This window comes from Lysobacter sp. P5_B12 (assembly GCF_056400425.1).
The window spans coordinates 26,524-49,101 of sequence record NZ_JBFULG010000001.1 but is presented as its reverse complement, the minus strand read 5'-3'; the positions used below and the strand labels follow the sequence as shown (position 1 = coordinate 49,101).

Here is a 22,578-nt window from a genome sequence, read left to right as displayed (position 1 = left end):
GCATGAACGCCTCGACCACCGACGGCTCGTCCTTCAACTGGCGCCAGCATGCCGGGCGCGCGCTGGAAGCCGCGCTCAATCGCGCGCTCGCGCTCGATCCTGATACGCGCGCCGCGCTCGGGCCACTCGACGGCCGCCGCATCCAGTTGGCCGTGGAATCGCCGGCGCTGGCCGCCGAGATTCGCGTGGAAGGCGATCGCCTGGTCGTCGGCCCGGCCGACACTGCGCGTGAACCCGACCTTGGCGTGCGCGGCACGCTCGGGGGCTTGCTGGCCCAACTGCCGTTCTTCAAGCGCGAGGACGCACCGCCCGTCGGTCGCGTGCGCGTCTCGGGCGACGCGGATCTCGCGCGCCGCTTGCAGCGCATGGCCGAACGCTTCGATCCGGATTGGCAGCAACCCTTCGTCGCCGTGTTCGGCGAAATCCTCGGCGTGCAGGTGGCCAAGGGCGTCGCCGCCGCGTTGCGCGAAGCGAAGGCCGCGGGCAAGAGCGTCGCCGGCAGCGCCGCCGAATACTTCACCGAGGAATCGCGCGACATCGTCGCGAAGGCAGAGCTGCACGCTTTCCTCGACGACGTCGACAATTTGCGCGACGACGTCGAACGCCTCGCGGCGCGCGTGCATCGCCTGCAAAAGCGCGGAGGGCTCGCATGACGCCGGTCCTGCGCGCCGCGCGCATCGGTCGCGTGCTGCTGCGCTATCGGCTCGACGACCTGCTCGACGACACGCCGGCCGAGCGCTGGCTGCGCCTGATGCGGCCGTTCGTGCCGAGCGCCTCGCGCGAGATCGCCGCGCAATCGCGCGGTGCGCGCCTGCGCCTGGCGCTGCAGGAACTCGGGCCGATCTTCGTCAAGTTCGGGCAGATCCTTTCGACCCGCCGCGACCTCGTGCCGCCCGATGTCGCCGAAGAACTCACGCTGCTGCAGGATCGCGTCGCGCCCTTCGACGGCAACACGGCGCGCGCGCTCGTCGAGCAAGCGCTGGGCCGCCAGATCGACGTCGCCTTCGCGAGCTTCGACACCACGCCGCTGGCGTCGGCCTCGATCGCGCAGGTGCATCCGGCGATGCTGCACGCCGTGGGCGATGCGCCGCCGCGCGAGGTGGTGGTCAAGGTCTTGCGGCCCGACATCGAAAAGCAGATCAACGCGGACATCTCGCTGCTGAAGTCGATCGCCGCACTCGTCGACCGCACGCATCCGTCCGCCGACAAGATCCGCCCGCGCGAAATCGTGGCCGAGATCGAGAACACGCTGGCGGCCGAACTCGACCTGCAACGCGAAGCGGCGAATGCCTCGGTGCTGCGTCGCAACTGGTTGGGATCGAACGATCTCTACGTGCCCGAGCCGATCTGGTCGCACACCGCGCAGCGCGCGCTGACGATGGAACGCGTGCGCGGCATCCCGAGCGACGACATCGCTGCGCTCGACGCCGCCGGCATCGATCGCAAGGCGCTCGCCGCGAAAGGCGTGCGCGTGTTCTACCAGCAGGTCTTCCGCGACAACTTCTTCCACGCCGACGCGCACGCCGGCAACATCTGGGTCGATGCCCACCGCAAGAGCGATCCGAGTTTCATCGCGCTCGACTTCGGCATCATGGGCCAGCTGTCCAGCGAGGATCAGTATTACCTCGCGGAAAATTTCATGGCGATCTTCAATCGCGACTATCGCCGCATTGCCGAGCTGCACGTGCAGGCCGGCTGGATGCCCTCGCACATCCGCATCGACGAACTCGAAGCCGCTGCGCGCGCCGTGTGCGAACCGTATTTCACGCGGCCCTTGTCGGAGATCTCGCTCGCCGAAGTGCTGCTCAAGTTGTTCCGCACCGCGCAGCGTTACGAACTCACCCTGCAACCGCAGTTGATCCTGCTGCAGAAAACGCTGCTGAACATCGAAGGCGTCGGGCGCCAGCTCGACCCGACCATCGACATCTGGGCCGTCGCGCGCCCGGTGCTCGAAAAAATCCTCGTCGATCGCTACAGCCCGCAACAGCTGATGGCCGAATTCCGCAAGCGCCTGCCCGAGATGGTGACGCGCGCGCCGGAAATGCCGCGCCTGCTGCACGCATGGCTGACACAACAGGTGCAGGGCCAGCACTCACTGCAGATGCGCTCGCAGGACGTGCGCGATCTCACGCAGATGATCCGCGGCGCGCAACGCCGCACGATCTCCGCGATCCTGGGCACCGGTTTGCTAGTGGTCGCAGCGGTGCTGTACGGCCTGGAAGCCGGCGGCCCGCGCATCGTCGGCGTGCCTGCTGCGGTGTGGATCGCGGCGCTTGGTGGTGCCTGGGCGTTGCTGGCCGCCTGGCCGCGAAGGAAGTCGTAGCGCCGCGCCCTCCCCCTCCCCTGCTTGCAGGGGAGGGGGAGGGGTTGCAGACGTCGCGGCGTTCCCTGATAGCGCAGTGGCCTTGCCGTTCGCATGCTCCATGGATGGACGAACTACGCCGACGCGCCCGCCAGCTGCGCGCAAATCCCACTGAAGCAGAGCGCCATCTTTGGCACCAGCTTCGCATGCGTAACCTCCACGGCTTCAAATTCCGGCGGCAACATCCGATCGCTGGCTACATCACCGACTTCGCGTGCATCAAGGCACGCGTTGTCATCGAACTGGACGGTGGCCAACATGCGCAAGCCGGTGCTTATGATGAGACGCGTACGCGACGAATCGAAGCCAGGGGGTATCGTGTGCTCCGATTCTGGAACAATGATGTGATGTCGGAGCGAGAGGCTGTGTTGGAAGCGATTCTGCGGCAATGCCATGCACGACGTTGACCCCACCCCGGCCCTCCCCTGCGGAGCAGGGGAGGGGGAACTGCACACGATCCACGCCGACGACTATCTCGCCGTCGTCGACAAGCCCGCCGGCCTGATGGTCCACGACTCCGCGCTCGCCCGCGGGGAAACCGACTTCGCCGCCGATCGCCTGCGCGAGCAGTTCGGCAAGCCCATCTTCCTGGTCCATCGCCTCGACCGTGCGACCAGCGGTTGCCTGCTGCTCGCCTTCGACCGCGGCACCGCTTCCGCGCTCGGCAAGACGCTCATGACGCGCGACGTGGAGAAGGACTACATCGCCGTCTGCCGCGGTTGGCCGACCGACGAGCGCTTCACCATCGACCATCCACTGGACGGCGGCCCCGGCAAGCCGCTGAAGAAACCCGCGACCACCGCATTCGAACGCATCGCCAGCTGCGAACTCGCGTTCCCGTCCGCGCATTTCCCGACCTCGCGCTATGCGCTGCTGCGCGCGCATCCGCTGACGGGCCGCTTCCGCCAGATCCGCCGGCATCTCAAGCACGTCTCGCATCACCTGATCGGCGACACCAGCCACGGCGATGGCCGACACAATCGCGCGTTCCGCATGCTCGGCATCCATCGCATGTTGCTGCACGCGCGGCGGCTGGCCTTCGACCATCCCGCGACGGGTGCGCGCATCGACGTGCGCGCGCCCTTCGACGCGGAATTCACCCAGGCGCTTTCCCTCTTCGGCGACGCCACCGACGCCTGATACAGTCGCCGCATGTTGGAAATCGCGCCCGGTCTCGAACTCCCCGACGAGGAACTGATCGAACGCTTCGTGCGTTCGTCGGGCCCCGGCGGGCAGAACGTCAACAAGGTCGCCACCGCGGTCGAACTGCGGTTCGACATCGCCAACTCGCCTTCCTTGCCCGAACCCCTGCGCGCGCGCCTGCTCGCCAAGCGCGATCGCCGCCTGACCCTCGAGGGTGTCCTGGTCCTCAGCGCGCAGCGCTTCCGCACGCAGGACCGCAATCGCGAGGACGCGCGCGAGCGGCTCGCGGCCTTCATCGCCAGCGGGTTGCACGTGCCGAAGAAGCGCGTGGCGACCAAACCGTCCCGCGCCGCGAAACAGCGAAGGCTGGACGACAAGCGCGGGCGCAGTACGATCAAGTCCTCGCGTGGTGCGCGCCGCACCTGGGACGACTGACAGCGCAGGAACAAGGAATGTCGCCACCTCATTCGGAGCCACCCGGGCACGTGCTGGCGTTGCCGCCGTCCGTGCCGCGGGTGAAACCCAATCGATTCACGCGCTGGTTCGGTCGCACGCTGCTGCGGCTGGGCGGCTGGCGCATGGTCGGCGCGTTTCCGGACGTGCCCAAGGCGGTGCTCATCGGCGCACCGCACTCTTCCAACTGGGACGGGGTGTGGGGGTTCGCCGCCAAGCTCGCGCTCGGGCTGGACATCCGCATCCTCGGGAAGCACCAGTTGTTCTGGTGGCCGATGGGGCCGATCCTCCGCCGCCTCGGCGTCATTGCGGTCAACCGGAGCGCCGCGCAGGGCGTGGTCGAACAGGCTGCGTCACTTATCGACCAAGCCGGGAAGTTCTGGTTCGGCCTCGCGCCGGAAGGCACGCGCAAACCGGTCGAACGCTGGAAGCCGGGGTTCTGGAAAATCGCGAAGCGGGCGAACGTCCCCGTGGTCCCGGCGTATTTCCACTACCCCGACCGGATCATCGGCATTGGTCCGCTGTTCCAACTGACCGACGACATGCACGGCGACATCCAGCGCATCCGCGCGTGGTATCGCCCCTGGCAGGGCAAGCACCACGGCACCCCCTGATCGCTGCCTTTCCGACCGTTGGTGGCCGGATTGGCACGTTTGATGCGTATGTTTCGTGCACGGGGTCACAGTTCGGGGCGCCATACATCAGCGGTCGCAATGTCCTTTCAGGGGGAGGACTTGCATGCATATCCTCATCACGGGTGGGGCGGGCTTCATCGGCTCGCACCTGGTCGACCTCCATCTGCAGCGGGGCGACCAGGTCCATGTGGTCGACGACCTGTCGACCGGGGTGCGCGGCAATGTCGCGGCGCACGAAGACAATCCACGCTTCCGCTTCGACGAAGCCGACATCCTCACGTGGGACAAGCTCGAACGCGTCGTCGGTTGGGCGGATCGCGTGTATCACCTCGCGGCGGTCGTCGGCGTCTATCGCGTCCTCGCCGAACCGACCAAGGTGCTCGCCACCAACATCGCGGGCTGCGAACGCCTGTTGCGGGCCGCGCATTCGGGTGGTTGGAAACCGCAGGTCGTGCTGGCCTCGAGCTCGGAGGTCTACGGCCACAACGACGAAGACATCCTGTCCGAAGACCAGGATCTGTCGGTCAGCACGCGCGCGGGCACGCGCTGGGGTTATTCGGTGAGCAAGATCGCCGATGAAGCCCTGGGTCTGTCGTACGCACAGCGTTTCGGTATTCCCGCCGTGATCGCGCGCTTTTTCAATACCGTGGGGCCGCGCCAGGTCGGGCGTTACGGCATGGTCGTGCCGCGTTTCGTGGCACAGGCCGTGCGCAACGAGCCGATCACCGTGTTCGGCGGCGGCACGCAGACGCGCTCGTTCTGCGATGCGCGCGATACGGTCGTGGCGCTCGACGCGCTGGCCAACTTCGCGGGCCGCAACACCTTGCTGGCCAACGTGGGCAACGACCGCGAGATCAGCATCCTGGAACTGGCGCAATTGGTGATCGAGCGCGCGGGCAGCCGCTCGCACATCCAGCACGTGCCCTTGCGCGAAGCCTATGGCGAGGACTTCGAAGACATCCGCCGCCGGCGCCCGAGCCTGTCGCGCCTGCGCGCGATGACCGGGTTCCAACACGAATACACGCTCGAACGCACGATCGACGATTTGATCGCCATCGAACGCGCCAAACTGGAAGAGGGATGCGATGGCTACCGCGCCTTGGTTCGTACTGAGTCCGAACGCGCTGCTTAGCATCATCGGGCTGCTGCGCGGGCCCGACAAGACGATCCCGACGCCGGCGCAGGACTGGCGTCGTGCGGTCGTCGACGTCGTGATCCCGGCCTTCAAAGAAGAAGACAACATCATCCATTGCCTGGCCTCGATCGCCCGGCAGACGATGCGCCCGCGCCACATCATCCTCGTCGATGACGGCGGCCGGGACGAGACCGTGCCGCGCGCGCGCGAATACGCAGCGGCGGCCGGGTTGGACCTGACGGTCATCGAACGTGCCAGTTCGATCGGCAAGACGCCGACCATCAAACGCCAGGCACGCGAATTCGACAGCGACGTCGAGTTCATCCTCGACGGCGACACGTTCCTCGAATCGACCAACTACATCGAACGTTGCGTGCAGGAGCTCTACCAGGGCGTGGGCATCGCCAGCGCCTGCGGCAACATCCTGCCGATGCGGCCGAAGAACCGGCACGCGCTCGCGCAGACGCCCGAGTTCCAGCGCTGGCATGGCGCGCCGACGTGGGACGACCCGCACGCCAGGCGCGGCCGCCTGCACGGCCTGTGGTGGTGGATCACCAATGCCTATCGCGAATGCCTGTACCTGTTCCTGCAGCGCTTCGTCTACAAGGGCCAGATGGTGTTCTTCGGCAGCATCACCAATCCGGTGGGCTGCGCGGTGGCGTATCGCCGCAAGTACATCGCCGACCTGTTCGACCGATACGAGCCGCTGTTCGGCGACGACCTGACGAATTCCGAAGACATCTTCATCGGCTTCGCGCTCAACAACGAGGGGTACCGCAACATCCAGTTGCAGGATGTGCTCGCGCGTTCGGAGGAGCCGGAAGTGCAGCGCCTTCCGCGGCAGGTCTACCTGTGGTCCTCGTCCTTCCTGCAAAGCTGTTTCTATTTCGACAGCCTGGTGCGTACGCCCTTCCGCGTATTCAAGACCTGGCGCAAGCGTCGGCGCGACAAGCAATCGGGCGTGGAAGAACTCCGCGTCATCAAGGAGCAGTACCGCCAGCCCTTCGGCGACACGGCGACGAAACAGTACGGGCGTCCGATCGGTTGGGCCTTGTTCCTGGGCTCGATCGAGAAGGTCGGCTTCCCGGCCGCGCTGATCATCATGCTCGCGCTGCAGATGTGGGAACCGCTGGCGGTGACCGTGATCGCGGAGATGGTGGTGTCGCTGACGGTGTTGGCCATCGTCGCAAAAGGGCAGCGCCTGGAGATCGCGGCCAAGGGTGTGCTCGTCACGCCCTTGCGTTATTTCCTGATGCTCGCCGACACCGTCACGATGGCGCGCTTCGCAACGGACTTGTGGATCACGGGGAATCGAAAATGGCGCAAGTGAGGCTCGCAAGCGCGATCGCGCTCGCACTGGGGCTGGCGACGGCGCTGCCCGCGAGTGCGCAGGATTCCGCACTGGATGCGGCGCGGCGGCTCGCGTGGCGGGGCGATTACGCCGGCGCCATCGAAGCGTTGGATGCTTCGGGCGTGGACGATGCGGAATCGCGCGCGCTGCGTGCCCGCATCCAGGCCTGGGCCGGTCGCCGCAATGACGCGCTTGCGCTCAACCAGCCCTTGTACGAACAAGCGCGCGCATCGACCGCGCCGGTACAAGTGGCCGCGCTCGGCGACGTTCCGGTGGCGCCGGCGGCGCCGGCCGATGCGTATGGCATCGCGTGGACCCAGGCCTTGGCCGAGCGCATCGGCGAACGCCCGGAGCGCGCACTCGATGCGCTGGCGACAGTGCAACGCCTGCAACCCGATTCGAAGGACACGCTCGCGCTGACGAAGGCCGTGCGCTTGCCGCTGTATTCCTACGTGGGTGCGCCGCTCTCGGTGTACTCGGATTCGGACGACATCGAAATCCGCACGGCGACGATGGAATCCAACCTGCGCGTCAGCGATGCGGTGCGGCTTTCCTTCGACGCCACCAATCGCACCCACGAATCGCCCGTCGGCAGCCCGTTCGCGTCCTTGCGCGGTGGCGAGTCGATCGACGAGCGCCGCCTGTTCGCCGGCGTGCGCCTGTCGCCGACATCGGACTTCGCGCTGGACCTGCGCGGCGGCCGCTCCGAACTGGACTTCGCCGACGGCACCAGCGATGGCGCGACGATCGGCCGCATCGCGTTCACCCATCGTGCGAGCGACGCGTTCACCTACGGTGTCGGCGCCGAGCGCGATCGCGTGGCCTACTCGCCGCGCGCGCTGTCCAACGGCGTGATGCGCAATGGCCTGGTCGTCGACCTGACATCGACGCCCACGATGCGCGACACGATCACCGCGCGCCTGGCCGCCGATGCCTTCAGCGACGGGAACAATCACCGCGGCATCGACGCCGATTGGCGCCACGCGGTGCATCGCAGCGAGGCGGCGTGGATCGACGTCGGCCTGCAGGCGCAGTGGCTCGGCTATTCGACGAACCCTGGAACGGGCTACTACAGCCCGGAGGACTATCGTCGCTTCGCACCGGTGGTGTCTGGCTATTTCGCATTCGGCGAAGAAGTGGCGCTGCAGGTGTCGGCCGCGGTGGGCGTGCAGCGCGACGAATCCTTCGACGGTTGGAAGCGCGCGACCGATGCCAATGCGACGCTGAGCCTGGGCCTGTTCGGCCATTGGCAACTGCTCGCGACGGCCGCCTACAGCGAACGCCTCAACGAATTCGGCCAATACACCGGGCATTCGATGGGTTTGCAGATGCGTTATCGCTTCTGCGAATTCCGCGCCGACCGCTGCCCCTGAGGCCTCAGCGTTCGGAGTGATCGATGGACTGGTCGGGCTGGATCAGTTCGATGAAGGCGCGCGCCTGCGGCGACAGGAACTTGCCCTTGCGCACCACCACGCCGTAACTGCGCGAAGGGAAGTACTGCGCGAGCGAGCGCGCCGCGAGCCGCGTGCGATCGCTTTCGGTCAGGCAAATCGCGGTGACGATGCTGATGCCCAGGCCCATCGCGACGTATTGCTTGATCACTTCCCAACCGCCGACTTCGAGCGCGACGGTGTAGGGCACGCGGTTCTGCTGGAACACCAGGTCGACCAGGCGATAGGTGGTCAGCCGCTTCGGCGGCAGGATCAGGCCGTAGGGCGAGAGATCCTCCAGCTTCAGGTCCGCCTTGTGTGCGAGCGGATGGTCCAGCGGCGTGATCAGCATCGGCTCGAAGCGATAGACCGGCATGTAGCGCAGGTCGGCGGGCACATCGAGCATCGAACCCACGGCCAGGTCGACCGCATCGGTGCGCAGCAGGTCCAGGCCGCCGGCGCCGGTGACGTTGTGCAGCGTCAGGCGAACATCGGACCGCCGCTGGCGGAAGGCTTCGACGATGCCGGGCAGCAGATAGAGGATGGTCGAGGACCCGGCGGCAACGTTGAGTTCGCCGGCGTCGAGTCCCTGGACCTTGTCGTGGAAGACGGCATCGAGCCCGTCGATGCCTTCGACCAGGGGCTTGGCCAGTTCGTAGAGCACCTGGCCTTCGCGGCTCGGGGTGAGCCGGCGGCCGACGCGGTCGAAGAGCTTGACCCCCAGCTCGCGCTCGAGCGCCTGCAACTGGAGGGTAATGGCCGGTTGCGAGACATAGAGCGCCTCGGCCGCCCGTGAGACCGAGCCCAGTCGCGCGGTCTGGCAAAAGGCCCGCAGGGGCTTCAACCGGTCCGCCTTGTAGGCGAAACGGGGGGCGATCTCCTCGAAATCCGGGCCTCGCGCCTTCGATTTCGCCATGACGCCACCTTCATATAAGCGTGGCTTATCAATAGCATTGCGATAACTGTTTTGTCCAATACAGTACTGGCTCGTACGGTCGAGTCCTCGGTTGACCCAAGGACAGACCATGTCGGCAGTACTGCAGGACCAGGACAGCCTCACGCCGGGTGTCACCCTCACCCGCACGCTCCCGGGACAGGAGCAGCTGCTCACGCCCGCGGCGCTCGCCTTTCTCGCGCAACTCCATCGCAGCTTCGAACCGCAGCGGCAGGAACGCCTCGCCGCACGCCAACTTCGCCAGGCCGCCTTCGACGCCGGCGCGCTTCCCGACTTCCGCGCCGACACCGCGCACCTCCGCGCCGGCGATTGGCGCGTGGCCGAACTACCGAAGGCGCTGCTCGACCGCCGCGTCGAGATCACCGGCCCCACCGATCCGAAGATGGTCATCAACGCGCTGAACTCCGGCGCCAATTGCTACATGGCCGACTTCGAGGATTCGACCGCGCCCACCTGGGACAACCTGCTCACCGGGCAGCGCGCACTGGGCAAGGCGGTCGCCGGCACGCTCGACTGGATGGCGCCGGACGGCAGCAAGCCGGCTTCTACCAAGCACTACGTCCTCAAACCCTTCGCCGAACAAGCGGTGCTGATCGTCCGCCCGCGCGGCTGGCACCTGCACGAAAAACATCTGATCGTCGACGGCGTTCCGATCTCCGCGTCCCTCTTCGACCTCGGCCTGTTCGCCTTCCACAACGCCAAGGCACTCGCCGCGAAGGACCGTGGCCCGTACTTCTACCTGCCCAAGCTCCAGGCGATGGAAGAAGCGGCGCTGTGGGAAGACGTGCTCGCGCACATCGAACGCGCGCTCGGCCTGGCGCAAGGCCAGATGAAAGTCACGGTGCTGATCGAAACGCTGCCGGCCGTGTTCGAAATGGACGAGATCCTGCACGCACTGCGCACGCGCATCGTCGGGCTCAACTGCGGCCGCTGGGATTACATCTTTTCCTATCTCAAGACCTTCCGCCGCCATCGCGACCGCGTGTTGCCCGAGCGCGCGCAGGTCACGATGACGCAGCCCTTCCTCAAGACGTATTCCGAACTGCTCATCCACACGTGCCACCGCCGCGGTGCGCACGCGATGGGCGGCATGGCGGCGCAGATCCCCATTGCGGGGGATGAAGCGGCCAATGCGCGGGCGATGGAACGCGTGCGCGCCGACAAGGTGCGCGAAGTCGGCGCCGGTCACGACGGCACGTGGGTCGCGCATCCGGCGCTCATTCCGTTGGCGCGCGAAGTCTTCGATACGTGGATGCTCGGCGCGCACCAACAGTTCGTGCTGCGCAACGACGTGCGCGGGAAAACCGACATCGAGCTGCGCGAGATCCTGCTCAAGCCGCCGCTCGGCACGATCAGCCGCGCAGGCTTCGAAAACAACGTGGAAGTCTGCGTGCGCTATCTCGCCGCGTGGCTCGAAGGCAATGGCTGCGTCCCGATCCATTGGCTGATGGAAGACGCCGCGACCGCCGAGATCTCCCGCACCCAACTGTGGCAATGGCTGCACAGCGACCCGCCCGTGCACCTGGACGATGGTTCGCCGATCGATTTCGCGCTGCTCGAACGCGCGCTGATCGGCCTGCCAAGCAAGTTCGCCGACCGCATGCAGCTTCCCGGCGGCACGCGCATCAACGAAGCGATCGAACTCCTGGAAACGCTCACGCAAGCAGACACGCTCGAAGACTTCCTCACCCTTCCGGCCTACGCACGGATCGACTGACCGTCGGGTCACACGACAAGGAGCACCACGATGAAGACGAACACCCTTCCGACTGCCGAACAATTGCGCCTGGACTGGACCAACAACCCGCGTTGGGCCGGCATCGAGCGCCCTTACACCGCCGCCGACGTCGTGCGCCTGCGCGGTACGGTGCCGATCGAACATTCTCTCGCGCGCCAGGGCGCCGAGAAGCTGTGGCGTTACCTGCAGACCGAAGACTTCGTCAACGCACTCGGCGCGCTCACCGGCAACCAGGCGATGCAGCAGGTCAAGGCCGGGTTGAAGGCGATCTATCTGTCGGGCTGGCAAGTCGCGGCCGACGCCAACCTCGCCGGCGAGATGTATCCCGACCAATCGCTGTATCCCGCCAATTCCGTGCCGCAGGTGGTCAAGCGCATCAACAACACGCTGCTGCGCGCCGACCAGCTGCACCACGCCGAAGGCGACGACGCCATCGACTTCCTGCAACCCATCGTCGCCGACGCCGAAGCCGGTTTCGGTGGCGTGCTCAACGCCTTCGAACTGATGAAGGCGATGATCGAAGCCGGCGCCGCCGCGGTCCATTTCGAAGACCAGCTGGCCTCGGTCAAGAAGTGCGGCCACATGGGCGGCAAGGTGCTGGTGCCCACGCGCGAAGCGGTCGAAAAGCTCGTCGCGGCGCGACTGGCCAGCGACGTGCTCGGCGTTCCCTCGTTGATCGTCGCGCGCACCGACGCCGAAGCCGCCGACCTGGTCACCAGCGACGTCGACGACAACGATCGCGATTTCATCACCGGCGAGCGCACGGTCGAAGGCTTCTACAAGACGCGCAAGGGCCTGGACCAGGCGGTCTCGCGCGGCCTGGCCTATGCGCCGTACGCGGACCTGGTGTGGTGCGAAACCGGCAAGCCCGACCTGAAATTCGCCAAGGCCTTCGCCGAAGCGATCCACGCGAAGTTCCCGGGCAAGCTGCTGGCCTACAACTGCTCGCCCTCGTTCAACTGGAAGCAGCACCTGGACGACGCGACCATCGCGAAATTCCAGAAGGAACTGGCGAGCTACGGCTACAAGTTCCAGTTCATCACCCTCGCTGGTTTCCACGCACTCAACTATTCGATGTTCAACTTGGCGCACGGCTATGCGCGCCGCCAGATGAGCGCCTTCGTCGAATTGCAGGAGGCCGAGTTCGCCGCCGCCGACAAGGGCTTCACGGCGGTCAAACATCAACGTGAGGTCGGCACGGGTTACTTCGACGCGGTGACGCAGACCATCCAGGGGGCCCAGAGCTCGACCGTCGCCCTGAAGGGTTCTACGGAGGAAGAGCAGTTCCAGAAGGTGAGCCCCGCCGCTGCAGCGTGACAAGCTGCACGGTTCTTGAATCCGCTATCGCCTGTAGCGGGGTGACCGGGGTTGGCGGCGGCCGGACAGGCCGCCCCAATCCGTACCTCAAGAGATGAACTCATTCAGGTGGTATCCTCGGCCGCCGGTCACGTCGGGGGATCGAAGTGTGAATCGCGACCGCGCGCCTCGACGGCGCCGAGCCGACATCGAAGTTCTCGAGCCCGCCGCGTCCCTGACTGCGGAGGAGTACGCGCTGTTTGCGCAAATCGGGCAGCAGCGTCGCGTCGAGCCTGGCGAAAAATTGTTTCGCCGCGGTGACCTCGGCACGACCATGTACGTCATCGCACAAGGCTCGGTCGACCTGGACTTCGGCGACGACCTGGTTGCCAAGCGCCTGGGGCAGCGCGAGTTCTTCGGCGAACTCGGCCTGCTGATCGGCGACCATGCGCGCAGTGCGGACGCGACCGTGTCCAGCCCCGGCATGTTGGTCGAATTGCGCCAGCAGGAATTCGAAACCCTGGTCGATCGCGACCCGCGCCTGCTCGCCCATTTCCTGCGCCGCGCCATCATGCGCGTGGTGCTGAACGAACAAAGCCTCATCGGCCGGCTGCGCCGCCGCAACCTCGACCTGCAGACCGCACTCGACACCCTGCGCGCGACCACGCACCGCCTGACGCAGACCGAAGAACTCACCCGAACGGATGAACTCACGGGCCTGGCCAACCGCCGCGGCTTCCATCTGCATCTGCAACAGCGCCGTCGTACCGACGAGCAGCCCGGCCGTGGCCTGCTGCTGATCGACTGCGACCGCTTCAAGAACATCAACGACGACCACGGCCACCTGGTCGGCGACCGCGTGCTGCAGGGCGTCGCCAACATCCTGCGTTCGGCCGCCGGTCCGGACGACATCGCCTGTCGCCTGGGCGGCGACGAGTTCTGCCTGATGATCAAGGGCGAGCATCGCGACGATGTCATGCGCGTGGCCGAGTTCATCACGACCACCGCGCACGCCTTGCACGAGATGCAGCCCTCGCCGCCGGCGATCGCCACGCTCAGCGTCGGCGCCTGCCTGGTGTCGCCCGACACCGAGTGGGACGACTGGTACGCACTGGCCGATGCGGCGCTCTACCGCGCCAAGCGTTTGGGCGGCAATCGCGTGGAATGGCAGGACGACGCGCTCGCGCCTGCCTAGGCGCGGCGATGCAAGGGATCGTGCATGAATGACTTCGCGCAGGCCGGCTTCGATCCGGCGAGCAGCCCGCAGGTTCGTACCCTGCTGTTGACCGACCTGTGCGACTCCACGTTGCTCGTCGAACGCCTCGGTGACACGCCGGCTGCGGCGCTATTTCGCGCGCACGACCGCCTCGTGCTGGAATTGCAGCAACGTTGGCGCGGCCGATTGATCGATCGCAGCGATGGCTTGCTGTTGTTGTTCGAGCGCCCCGTCGATGGCCTAGGTTTCGCACTCGACTATGCACGCGGCTTGCGCGAACTCGGCGACCGCCCTGAAGTGCGCGACCGCAAATTGCTCCTGCAAGCGCGCGCGGGCCTGCACGTCGGCGAAGTGCTGACGTGGCAGAACAGCGAAGCCGCGGTGCAGGCCGGTGCGAAGCCGCTGGAAGTGGAAGGCCTCGCCAAACCGCTCGCCGGACGCCTGATGACGCTCGCGCGCCCCGGGCAGATCCTGTTGTCGGCGACCGCCGAACCGCTCGCACGCCGCGCCGCGCGCGAACTCGGCGAACGCAGCGAACACCTGATCTGGAAATCGCATGGACGCTGGCGCTTCAAGGGCGTGCCCGATGGCCAGGAAGTGTTCGAGGTCGGTGAGCCCGGTTACGCACCGCTGCGTGCGCCCAAGCAAAACGGCGGCAAGGCGTGGCGCGACATTCCCGTGTGGCGCCGGCCGACGGCGCTCGCGGCGGAATTGTTCCTGGTCGCCGGCATCGCAACGGGCGCATGGTTCCTGACGCGCCCGACGCCGGCGATTGCGTTCAACGAACGCGATTGGGTGGTGGTCGGCGATTTGCGCAACCTCACCGGCCAGCCGGTGCTCGACGAATCGCTCGAACAGGCCTTCCGCATCAGCCTGGAGCAATCGCGTTACGTCAACGTGCTGAGCGACCTCAAGGTGCGCGATACGTTGACCTTGATGAAGCGCACGCCCGGCACGTTGCTGGATCGGGAGATCGCATCGGAAATCGCAATCCGCGACGGCGCGCGCGCCGTGATCCTGCCGACCGTGTCCGAAGTCGGCGGGCGCGTGCGCGTGAGCGCGGAAGTCATCGATCCACGGACGCAGACGACCGTTTACTCCGAGACCTCGGACGGCCTGGGCGCTGCATCGGCGTTGTCGTCGATCGACACGGTGACCGGCCAATTGCGCGAGAACCTCGGCGAAGCGATCGCGAGCATCGAGCGCGATTCGCAACCGCTCCCGCAGGCGAGTACCGCCAACCTCGACGCGCTCAAGGCCTACGCCCTCGGTCTGCAAAAGGTGGACAACGGCGACATGGTGGGGGGGCTGGGGTATTACCGCCGCGCGCTCGAACTGGATCCGGATTTCGCGCTGGCGCGCATGGGCGTGGGTGGCGTCCTGGTCGCGCAGGGCAAGCTGAAGGAAGGCAAGGAAGCTTTGATCGCCGCGTCGCGGATGAAGGATCGATTGACGCCGCGCGAATTGCTCGCGCTCCAGACGCAGATCGCGCGCTTCGGACCCACCGAGCCCTTGCTCGCGCGCTGGGAACAGCTGACCGAGATGTATCCGGATTACCTGTCCGCGCAATTCGGTTACGCGCAGGACAGCTGGATGATGGCCAATCGCTTCGAACGCGCATTGCCCGCCGCCCGCGCTGCAACTGCGCGCCAGAGCGCGATGGCTGCATCGGCCTTCTACCTGCAGGGCATCCTGCTGCTCGGGCAGGAAGACGTGCGCGGCGCGATCGCCGCGTTCGATCGCGCGCAGGCCGTGGGGTTGCGCGGCGCCGCCATGTTCCGCGCGAAGGCCTTGCAGGCGCAGGGGCGCACCGCCGATGCCGACAAGGTGTTCGGCGCGCGCGGCGGCACCTCGCTCATGAACCAGGACCTCGAGTCGCTGGAATGGCGCTTCATCTCGCGGATCGATCGCGGCGAGTTCGCCGATGCGCGGGAAGCGCTCGACCACGCTTTGAAGTTGTCCGGAAAGGAAGATCCCTATTGGGCCGACACCATGTGGCAGCTCTATGCCGCCGGGATCGACCTGGTCACGGAAGGGAGCGCGTCCGCCGACACGCTCTCGCGTCGCCTCGATTGGGTGGACGCAAACAGCGCCAAGCTCGACGAGACCTATCCGATGGCGAGCACCAACCAACGCTTGGCGATGGGATGGCTCGCGGCGCGTTCCGGTCACGCCGCGGTGTTGTCCAAAGCCATCTCGGCGCTCGGCGAACGCAGCAAGGTCGCCGGCTATCCCCTCGCGGAACAGACGTGGGAGGTGCTGCTGGCCGAACAGGACCGCATGGCCGGCAAGCCGGCATCGGCGATCGCGCGCCTGGCGTCGATCGCGCGCCGGCCCGATGCGCTGCAGATGGTCCATGTCGCCAATGCGCGTGCGCTCGCCGACGCGGGGCAGTGGCAGGGTGCGGTCGCCGAATGGCATTGGGTCGCCACGCATCGCGGGCGTGCCTTCGCCGAACCGAGTACGGGCGGCATGCTGGATCCGCTGACGATCGCGGAAACGCGGTTGGCCCAGTTGGAAGCGGCGTCGTTGCTCGCCAGCCATGGGCAGGGCAAGCGTGCGGAAGGCGAACTGGCTGCCTTCGACAAGGCATGGCATCCCGAAGGGTTGCCACGCGCGCTGCACGCGCGGCGCGAAGCCGCGCGTGCAGCCTTGTTACGCGAGTAGCCCTGCCGGCGGCTTGAACTGGAAGGGCATCGCGAGCGAATCGACGAGCGCGTCGCGATCGGCCGCGATCGCATCCTTCGAGGCGAGCGTCACCGACGAGGCCAGGCACGCGCTGGTTCCCGCGGCCAGGCCGGTGCGTTCTGCAGTGGCCTCGGGCTGCCAACCCAGTTGCGTCAGCGCTTCGTGCGGGCTGCTTTCGAACAGCGTCCGGAAATCGTCGTCGTTCGACAGCTTGTCCAGCAGCTTGTGCGCGGTCTTGTGGTCCAGCTTTGGTCCCTTGCCTGCCATATCGCACTCCCCAGTGTGATGAAAACCCCGGAAACCTAACGTTCAAACGGTGTTGGTTGCAAGCACCGGCCCCCAACCCTAAGGTCCCAGCTTCGATCGGGGAGCGGACATGCGGGCAAGGCGTTGCGGTGTGCTGTGGCTGGAGCCGAGGAATGTCGCGACCTTCGCATTCGACGATCTGCTGCAAGGCGGCACGGGCGTCGTGCGGAGTTTGCAGTGGTTCGCCCATGCGCCGCACCTTGCGCAACCGGTGGAAGTCGATGCGCAGGCTGCGCAGGTCGTCGGTTGCATCGGCTCGGAAAAATGGGTCGACGTGGCCGAGCTCATCGATGCGCACGGTGCAGGCGCAATCGATGCGCTGATCGCCGAGGGCCTGGTCGTCACGGACGATCCGCGCGATGCGGCGCATCGCGAAGGCGACGCGCGTTTCCGGGAGCAACACTGGCATGGCCTGTCCGCGTTGTCGCACGCGGCCTCGCGCTGGTCGGGCATCGACACGGTGCAGGAGATCGCTGACGCCGGCGTGGATACCGCATCGGGCCTGCGCGCCGCGCATGGGCCGCCGCCGCCGACGTTCCATGATCGCGGGCCGTCCGATGTCCGCATTCCATTGGCGCGCGCAGAACCCACCGCCTTCGACGAACTCCTCGACCTGCGCAGCACCTGCCGCAATTTCGATACGACGCGCGCATTGCCGCAGGCGCAGTTCGCCAACGTGCTCGAACGCGTCTTCGGCGCGCGCGGGCAGGTGCAGGCCACCGACGACTTCTCGGTGATCAAGCGCACGAGCCCGTCGGGCGGCGCGATGCATCCGACCGAGGCGTACCTGATCGTGCAGAACGTCGAGGGCATCGCGCCGGGCCTGTATCACTACCGCCCGGGCGATCACGCGCTGCAACCGCTGCCGCCCGTCGAGGATCTCGCGCAACTGGCATTGCATGCGGTGGGTGGGCAGCAATGGTTCGCCGATGCGCACGTGCTGGTCGTTCTGGCGCCGCGGTTCGGGCGCAACTTCTGGAAATACCGCAACCACCCCAAGGCCTACCGGGTGACGATCCTCGACGTCGGACATTTATCGCAGACGCTGTTCCTCAGCGCGATCGAACTCGGCCTGGGCGCCTGCATCACGGCTGCGATCAACGAAGTCGAGATCGAAGAAGCCTTCAATCTGGTGCACTACGTCGAAGGCCCGTTGGCGGTGTGCGGATTCGGCCTGCGCGCCGACGCGATGACGACGGCGGAGCTGGATCCGAACCGCAAGGCCTGGCCGCGCGAATCACCGCCCGCCGAGTAAGCGTTCGCCGACGCCCGCGAATTTCAAACCGACCTGCGCGACGCGCTCGTCTTTCAACGCGCGCACGACCAGCACCGCCTTTCCGAGCGCAAGCTTGTCACCGACCTGCGGTTGCTCGTCGAAGCGCTCGTCGAACAACTGCGCCGCGGTCGCGTCGTTGAAGCGTGCGGGGATCTGCAATCCATAGAACGACGCGATTTCGCCGAGCGGTGCATCGCCCGGCAAGGTGAAGCTGCCGAACAGATCCTGCTCGGCGGCGCGTGCATCGCGGCCTTCGGCGAACAGCCAGTCCAGTCGCGGCGCCTGTCCCGTCGGTGCAAGCACGTACGCGTAATCGTTCGCGAGCAAAGTGCCTGCATCTTCCGGCAACAGCACGCGGCCTTCGCGCACGACCATCGCCAGGCGCACGCGGCCGGGCAGGGCGGCGCCGCGCAGCACGGCGCTTCCGGCTGCGATGCGATAGCCGACCATGTCGTATTCGAGCTGGCCGGGGAGGTCGAGCTGGATGCGGCGCGTATTCGGGTCCGCGCGCGGCACGGCGACTTCGAACCAGTGCGCTGCGCGTCCCAGCGACCAGCCTTGCACGATCAGCGAGACGAACACGACGACGAAGGCGACGTTGAAATAGACGGTCGCGTTCGGCAACCCCGCGAGCAACGGGATCGAAGCGAGGAAGATGCCGACCGCGCCGCGCAATCCCGTCCATGCGATGAAGGCGATTTCCTGCCGGCGATAACCGAAGGGCGCAAGGCACGCGACCACCGCGGCAGGCCGCGCGACGAACATCAGGAATGCCGCGACGCCGAGCGCGGGCAACAACACTTCGAAGAGCTTGTGCGGCGTGGCCAGCAGGCCGAGCAAGAGGAACATCACCAACTGCGCGAACCACGTCGCCGCATCCTGCACGGACAGCACTTCGTTGCGCGCGCGCATCGGGCGGTTGGCGACGACGATGCCCGCCAGGTACACCGCGAGATAACCGCTGCCGCGGAACAGGTTGGTGATCGAGAACAACGCAACCGCACCGGCGAGTGCGAGCCACGGATGGAGGCCCGGTGGAAGTTCGAAGGTATTGAGTGTCCACACCATCAAGCGCCCGCCGAGATAACCGGCGACGAGGCCCGCGGCGATCGCCCACCCGAGTTGCAGCGACAGCATCCATGGATCGTGCGTGCCCGTGCCGGCGATCCATGTCGTCATCGCGAGCGTGAGGAACACCGCCATCGGATCGTTGCTGCCCGATTCGAGTTCGAGCGTCGCGTTGACGCGGCGTTCGAGATGCAGGCCGCCGGCGCGCAACAGGAAGAACACGGCGGCCGCGTCGGTCGAAGACACGACGACGCCGAGCAACGACGCTTCCAACCACGGCAGATGCAACAGATACACCGCGGCGACCGCGGTGAGCGCGGCGGTGATCACGACGCCGGCGGTCGCGAGCACGACCGACGGCACCACGCTCCCGCGCACTTGCGCCGCGCGCGTGCGCAGGCCGCCATCGAACAGGATCACCGCGAGCGCGAGCGAGCCGACGAGATAGGTGAACCCCAGGTCCGAATACTTGATGCCGCCCGGCCCGTCTTCGCCGAGCACCAGGCCGAGCAACAGGAACACCAGCAGCAAGGGGGCACCGAACCGGCGCGCGAGCAGCGACGAAGCGATGCCCGCCAGGATGAGAAGCGCGCCGAAAAGCAGGCGCAGGTCGATGGCGTGCAGGTGCTCCAAGCGGACTCCTTGTCGGCTGGGGTCGAGTGTAGCGGTCGCGGTCGCTTGTCGCCGGACCCCAACATCGTCGATTGACAACGACTCGAAGCGCGATATCTTGTGGTCGTCGGTTCCGCGGGCGAAGGTTCGCGGATGAAAAGGGAAGCCGGTCCAACTCCGGCGCTGCCCCGCAGCGGTAGGTGGAAACGAAGTCGCGCACGCACTGGGGCGGTGGCCCCGGGAAGCGGCGACGAGTAGGTGGTGCGGCTCCATGCGCACCGTGTCCACGAGCCCGAAGACCTGCCGACAACCGCGCGATGCACGCCGCGCGGTGCCGGCCGCGGAATCTCCGGGGGGAGATGGCTGGTGACGCAGGGGCCGGCCGCCGCTTTTTTCGCGCGCGTGTCTCGATCGCTGCGACGCCGCCTTCCCATCGTGTGGTTCCAAGACCGATTGTCGATCGCCGAGGGAGCGATCGGCACCGGTGCGCCATCACGGAGCCACCCATGTCACACGACACGCTCGCCGAATCGGTCGTCTCGCCCGCCGCCGTCGCACCTGCCTTCGATCTTACGCCGCCGCCCACCGCCACCACCATGCGCGTCACCAAGCGCAACGGTGCGTCCGAAGCCGTCGACCTCAACAAGATCGTGCGCGCGGTGACGCGCGCGGCCGAAGGCCTGCACGCGGTGGAACCGATGCGCGTGGCCACGCGCACGATCTCGGGCCTCTACGACGGCGCGACCACGCGCGAACTCGACGAACTCTCGATCCGCACCGCCGCGCTGCTCACCGCCGAAGAACCCGAGTACGGGCGCCTGGCCGCGCGCCTGTTGTCGGCGGTGATCGCCAAGGAAGTGGCGGGCCAGGAAATCCACGCGTTCTCGCAGTCCATCGCGCGCGGGCACGAAGTGGGCCTGATCAACGACCGCCTGCTGGAATTCGTACAGGCCAACGCGCGCAAACTCAACGACGCCATCGACCCGATGCTCGACCAGGGCTTCGATTATTTCGGCCTGCGCACGCTGTACGACCGTTATTTGTTGCGCCATCCGCGCACGCGCAAGGCGATCGAGACGCCGCAGCAGTTCTTCCTGCGCATCGCCTGCGCGCTCGGCGAAGACGTGCCCGGCGCGCTCGCGCTGTATCGCGCGATGGCGCATCTGGATTACCTGCCTTCGTCGCCGACCCTGTTCAACAGCGGCACCAACCACGAGCAGCTGTCCTCGTGCTTCCTGCTCGATTCGCCGCAGGATTCGCTGGAATCGATCTACCAGCGCTACGGCGACATCGCGCAGCTGTCGAAATTCAGCGGCGGCATCGGCGTGAGCTTCACGCGCGTGCGTTCGCGCGGTTCGCTGATCAAGTCGACCAACGGGCATTCCAATGGCATCGTGCCGTGGCTGAAGACGCTGGATGCGTCCGTCGCCGCCGTGAACCAAGGCGGCAAGCGCAAGGGCGCGGCCTGCGTGTACCTCGAGCCGTGGCACGCCGACGTCGAGGAATTCCTCGAGTTGCGCGACAACACCGGCGACGAAGCGCGCCGTACGCACAATCTCAACATCGCCAACTGGGTGCCGGACCTGTTCATGCGCCGCGTGGAAGCGGATGCGGACTGGTCGCTGTTCGATCCGCGCGTGGTGCCGGAGTTCGTCGACCTGTATGGCGATGCGTTCGAACGTGCCTACGAACAGGCCGAAACGCAGGGCAAGGCGACGCGCACGATCCGCGCCCGCGAGTTGTACGCGCGGATGATGCGTTCGCTCGCGCAGACCGGCAATGGCTGGATGACGTTCAAGGACAAGTGCAACCGCGCGAGCAACCAGACGCTGCGGCCGCAGAACGTGATCCATCTGTCGAACCTGTGCACCGAGATCCTGGAGGTCACGTCCGCCGAGGAAACCGCGGTGTGCAACCTGGGTTCGATCAATCTCGCGCGGCACGTCGACCCCGAGATCGGCTTCGACTTCGACAAGCTCGCCGAAACCGTGCGCCTGGCCGTGCGCCAGCTCGATCGCGTCATCGACCTGAATTTCTACCCGATCGAAACCGCGCGCCGCGGCAACCTCCGCTGGCGCCCGGTGGGCCTGGGCTGCATGGGCCTGCAGGATGTGTTCTTCGCGCTGCGCTTGCCGTTCGACGGCGATGCGGCACGCGCGCTGTCGACGAAGATCGCCGAGACGATCTACTTCCACGCGCTCGATACCTCGTGCGAATTGGCGGTTGAACGCGGCGCACATCCGTCGTTCGGCGATACGCGTGCATCGGTCGGCGAGTTGCAGTTCGATGCATGGAGCGTGGTACCAGAAGCGAGCGAACGATGGGACGCCTTGCGCGAACGCATCAAGACGCACGGCCTGCGCAACTCCCTGCTCGTCGCAATCGCGCCGACGGCGACTATCGCGTCCATCGCCGGTTGTTACGAATGCGTCGAGCCGCAGGTGAGCAACCTGTTCAAGCGCGAAACGCTGTCGGGCGACTTCCTGCAGGTCAATCGCTACCTCGCCGAGGAGTTGAAGAAGCTCGGCCTGTGGACACCGGAACTGCGCGACGTGATCAAGCGCGCGGAAGGCTCGATCCAGGGCATCGCGGAGATTCCCCAGGCCCTGCGCGACATCTACCGCACCGCATGGGAACTCCCGATGCGCGCGCTGATCGACATGGCCGCCGCGCGCGGCGCGTACATCGATCAATCGGCGTCGTTGAATCTGTTCATGGAAAGCCCGGCGATCGGCGCGTTGTCGTCGATGTACATGCACGCGTGGAAGCAGGGCATCAAGACGACGTACTACCTGCGCTCGCGCCCGGCGACGAAGATCCAGAAGACGACGGTCGGCGCCGCGCCGACGCCGGTCGAAGCCATCGCCTGCTCGCTCGAGAACCCCGAATCCTGCGAGGCCTGCCAGTGAGCGCC

At 66.6% G+C, this 22,578-nt stretch carries 18 protein-coding genes and 1 riboswitch; of the genes, 15 read left to right on the top strand and 3 right to left on the bottom strand.

Annotated features, from left to right (window positions below):
* The first annotated feature begins 2 nt into the window (after positions 1-2).
* The 9 genes from AC1DOM_RS00225 to AC1DOM_RS00185 all read left to right on the top strand — a co-directional run bounded on the left by AC1DOM_RS00225 (position 3) and on the right by AC1DOM_RS00185 (position 8,452).
* Complete coding sequence (locus AC1DOM_RS00225; protein ID WP_498959223.1) at positions 3-653, top strand: ubiquinone biosynthesis accessory factor UbiJ; 651 nt, start codon at positions 3-5, stop codon at positions 651-653.
* Positions 650-2,323 (top strand): ubiquinone biosynthesis regulatory protein kinase UbiB, encoded by a 1,674-nt coding sequence (gene ubiB / locus AC1DOM_RS00220; protein ID WP_498959222.1) that lies wholly within the window; start codon positions 650-652, stop codon positions 2,321-2,323. Before AC1DOM_RS00225 ends, ubiB begins: the two co-directional genes overlap by 4 nt.
* Before the next feature lie 104 nt (positions 2,324-2,427).
* On the top strand, positions 2,428-2,769 hold the full coding sequence (locus tag AC1DOM_RS00215) for an endonuclease domain-containing protein (RefSeq protein ID WP_498959221.1): 342 nt from the start codon (positions 2,428-2,430) through the stop codon (positions 2,767-2,769).
* The gene (locus AC1DOM_RS00210) at positions 2,756-3,502 is read left to right on the top strand and encodes a pseudouridine synthase (protein ID WP_498959220.1); all 747 of its coding nucleotides are present in this window, start codon (positions 2,756-2,758) and stop codon (positions 3,500-3,502) included. The genes AC1DOM_RS00215 and AC1DOM_RS00210 overlap by 14 nt, the downstream gene beginning before the upstream one ends.
* 12 nt (positions 3,503-3,514) lie before the next feature.
* Positions 3,515-3,940, top strand: a complete 426-nt coding sequence (gene arfB / locus AC1DOM_RS00205) for an alternative ribosome rescue aminoacyl-tRNA hydrolase ArfB (protein WP_498959219.1) — start codon at positions 3,515-3,517, stop codon at positions 3,938-3,940.
* Positions 3,941-3,957: 17 nt separating this feature from the next.
* Positions 3,958-4,572 (top strand): lysophospholipid acyltransferase family protein, encoded by a 615-nt coding sequence (locus AC1DOM_RS00200; protein WP_498959218.1) that lies wholly within the window; start codon positions 3,958-3,960, stop codon positions 4,570-4,572.
* A gap of 124 nt (positions 4,573-4,696) precedes the next feature.
* Positions 4,697-5,725, top strand: a complete 1,029-nt coding sequence (locus tag AC1DOM_RS00195; protein WP_498959217.1) for an NAD-dependent epimerase/dehydratase family protein — start codon at positions 4,697-4,699, stop codon at positions 5,723-5,725.
* Positions 5,679-7,058, top strand: a complete 1,380-nt coding sequence (locus tag AC1DOM_RS00190; RefSeq protein ID WP_498959216.1) for a glycosyltransferase — start codon at positions 5,679-5,681, stop codon at positions 7,056-7,058. The genes AC1DOM_RS00195 and AC1DOM_RS00190 overlap by 47 nt, the downstream gene beginning before the upstream one ends.
* Entirely contained in the window at positions 7,046-8,452 is a 1,407-nt protein-coding gene (locus AC1DOM_RS00185; RefSeq protein ID WP_498959215.1) for a hypothetical protein, read from the top strand. The genes AC1DOM_RS00190 and AC1DOM_RS00185 overlap by 13 nt, the downstream gene beginning before the upstream one ends.
* 4 nt (positions 8,453-8,456) lie before the next feature.
* Here the strand turns inward: AC1DOM_RS00185 and AC1DOM_RS00180 are convergent, their stop codons facing one another.
* Positions 8,457-9,425, bottom strand: a complete 969-nt coding sequence (locus AC1DOM_RS00180; RefSeq protein ID WP_498959214.1) for a LysR family transcriptional regulator — start codon at positions 9,423-9,425, stop codon at positions 8,457-8,459.
* 109 nt (positions 9,426-9,534) lie between these two features.
* On the opposite strand from AC1DOM_RS00180, the gene aceB reads away from it, so the two are divergent.
* The 4 genes from aceB to AC1DOM_RS00160 all read left to right on the top strand — a co-directional run bounded on the left by aceB (position 9,535) and on the right by AC1DOM_RS00160 (position 16,381).
* Positions 9,535-11,181, top strand: a complete 1,647-nt coding sequence (gene aceB / locus AC1DOM_RS00175; RefSeq protein ID WP_498959213.1) for a malate synthase A — start codon at positions 9,535-9,537, stop codon at positions 11,179-11,181.
* A gap of 30 nt (positions 11,182-11,211) precedes the next feature.
* Complete coding sequence (aceA, locus tag AC1DOM_RS00170) at positions 11,212-12,519, top strand: isocitrate lyase (protein WP_498959212.1); 1,308 nt, start codon at positions 11,212-11,214, stop codon at positions 12,517-12,519.
* A 148-nt stretch (positions 12,520-12,667) separates the two neighbouring features.
* Positions 12,668-13,693, top strand: coding sequence for a GGDEF domain-containing protein (locus AC1DOM_RS00165; RefSeq protein ID WP_498959211.1), 1,026 nt, complete (start codon positions 12,668-12,670; stop codon positions 13,691-13,693).
* Positions 13,694-13,717: 24 nt separating this feature from the next.
* Entirely contained in the window at positions 13,718-16,381 is a 2,664-nt protein-coding gene (locus tag AC1DOM_RS00160; protein ID WP_498959210.1) for a putative peptide modification system cyclase, read from the top strand.
* Here the strand turns inward: AC1DOM_RS00160 and AC1DOM_RS00155 are convergent.
* Positions 16,370-16,669, bottom strand: a complete 300-nt coding sequence (locus tag AC1DOM_RS00155) for an NHLP-related RiPP peptide (RefSeq protein ID WP_498959209.1) — start codon at positions 16,667-16,669, stop codon at positions 16,370-16,372. The genes AC1DOM_RS00160 and AC1DOM_RS00155 overlap by 12 nt on opposite strands.
* 109 nt (positions 16,670-16,778) lie before the next feature.
* Here AC1DOM_RS00155 and AC1DOM_RS00150 point away from each other — a divergent pair, with 109 nt between their 5' ends.
* Complete coding sequence (locus tag AC1DOM_RS00150; protein WP_498959208.1) at positions 16,779-17,963, top strand: putative peptide maturation dehydrogenase; 1,185 nt, start codon at positions 16,779-16,781, stop codon at positions 17,961-17,963.
* On the opposite strand, the gene AC1DOM_RS00145 is transcribed toward AC1DOM_RS00150, so the two are convergent.
* Complete coding sequence (locus AC1DOM_RS00145; RefSeq protein ID WP_498959207.1) at positions 17,946-19,685, bottom strand: potassium/proton antiporter; 1,740 nt, start codon at positions 19,683-19,685, stop codon at positions 17,946-17,948. The two genes, AC1DOM_RS00150 and AC1DOM_RS00145, sit on opposite strands and share 18 nt — an antisense overlap.
* A 90-nt stretch (positions 19,686-19,775) precedes the next feature.
* A riboswitch (cobalamin riboswitch) is annotated at positions 19,776-19,986 on the top strand.
* 184 nt (positions 19,987-20,170) lie between these two features.
* On the opposite strand from AC1DOM_RS00145, the gene AC1DOM_RS00140 reads away from it, so the two are divergent.
* Positions 20,171-22,573 (top strand): ribonucleoside-diphosphate reductase subunit alpha, encoded by a 2,403-nt coding sequence (locus tag AC1DOM_RS00140; RefSeq protein WP_498959206.1) that lies wholly within the window; start codon positions 20,171-20,173, stop codon positions 22,571-22,573.
* The last annotated feature ends 5 nt before the right edge of the window (positions 22,574-22,578 follow it).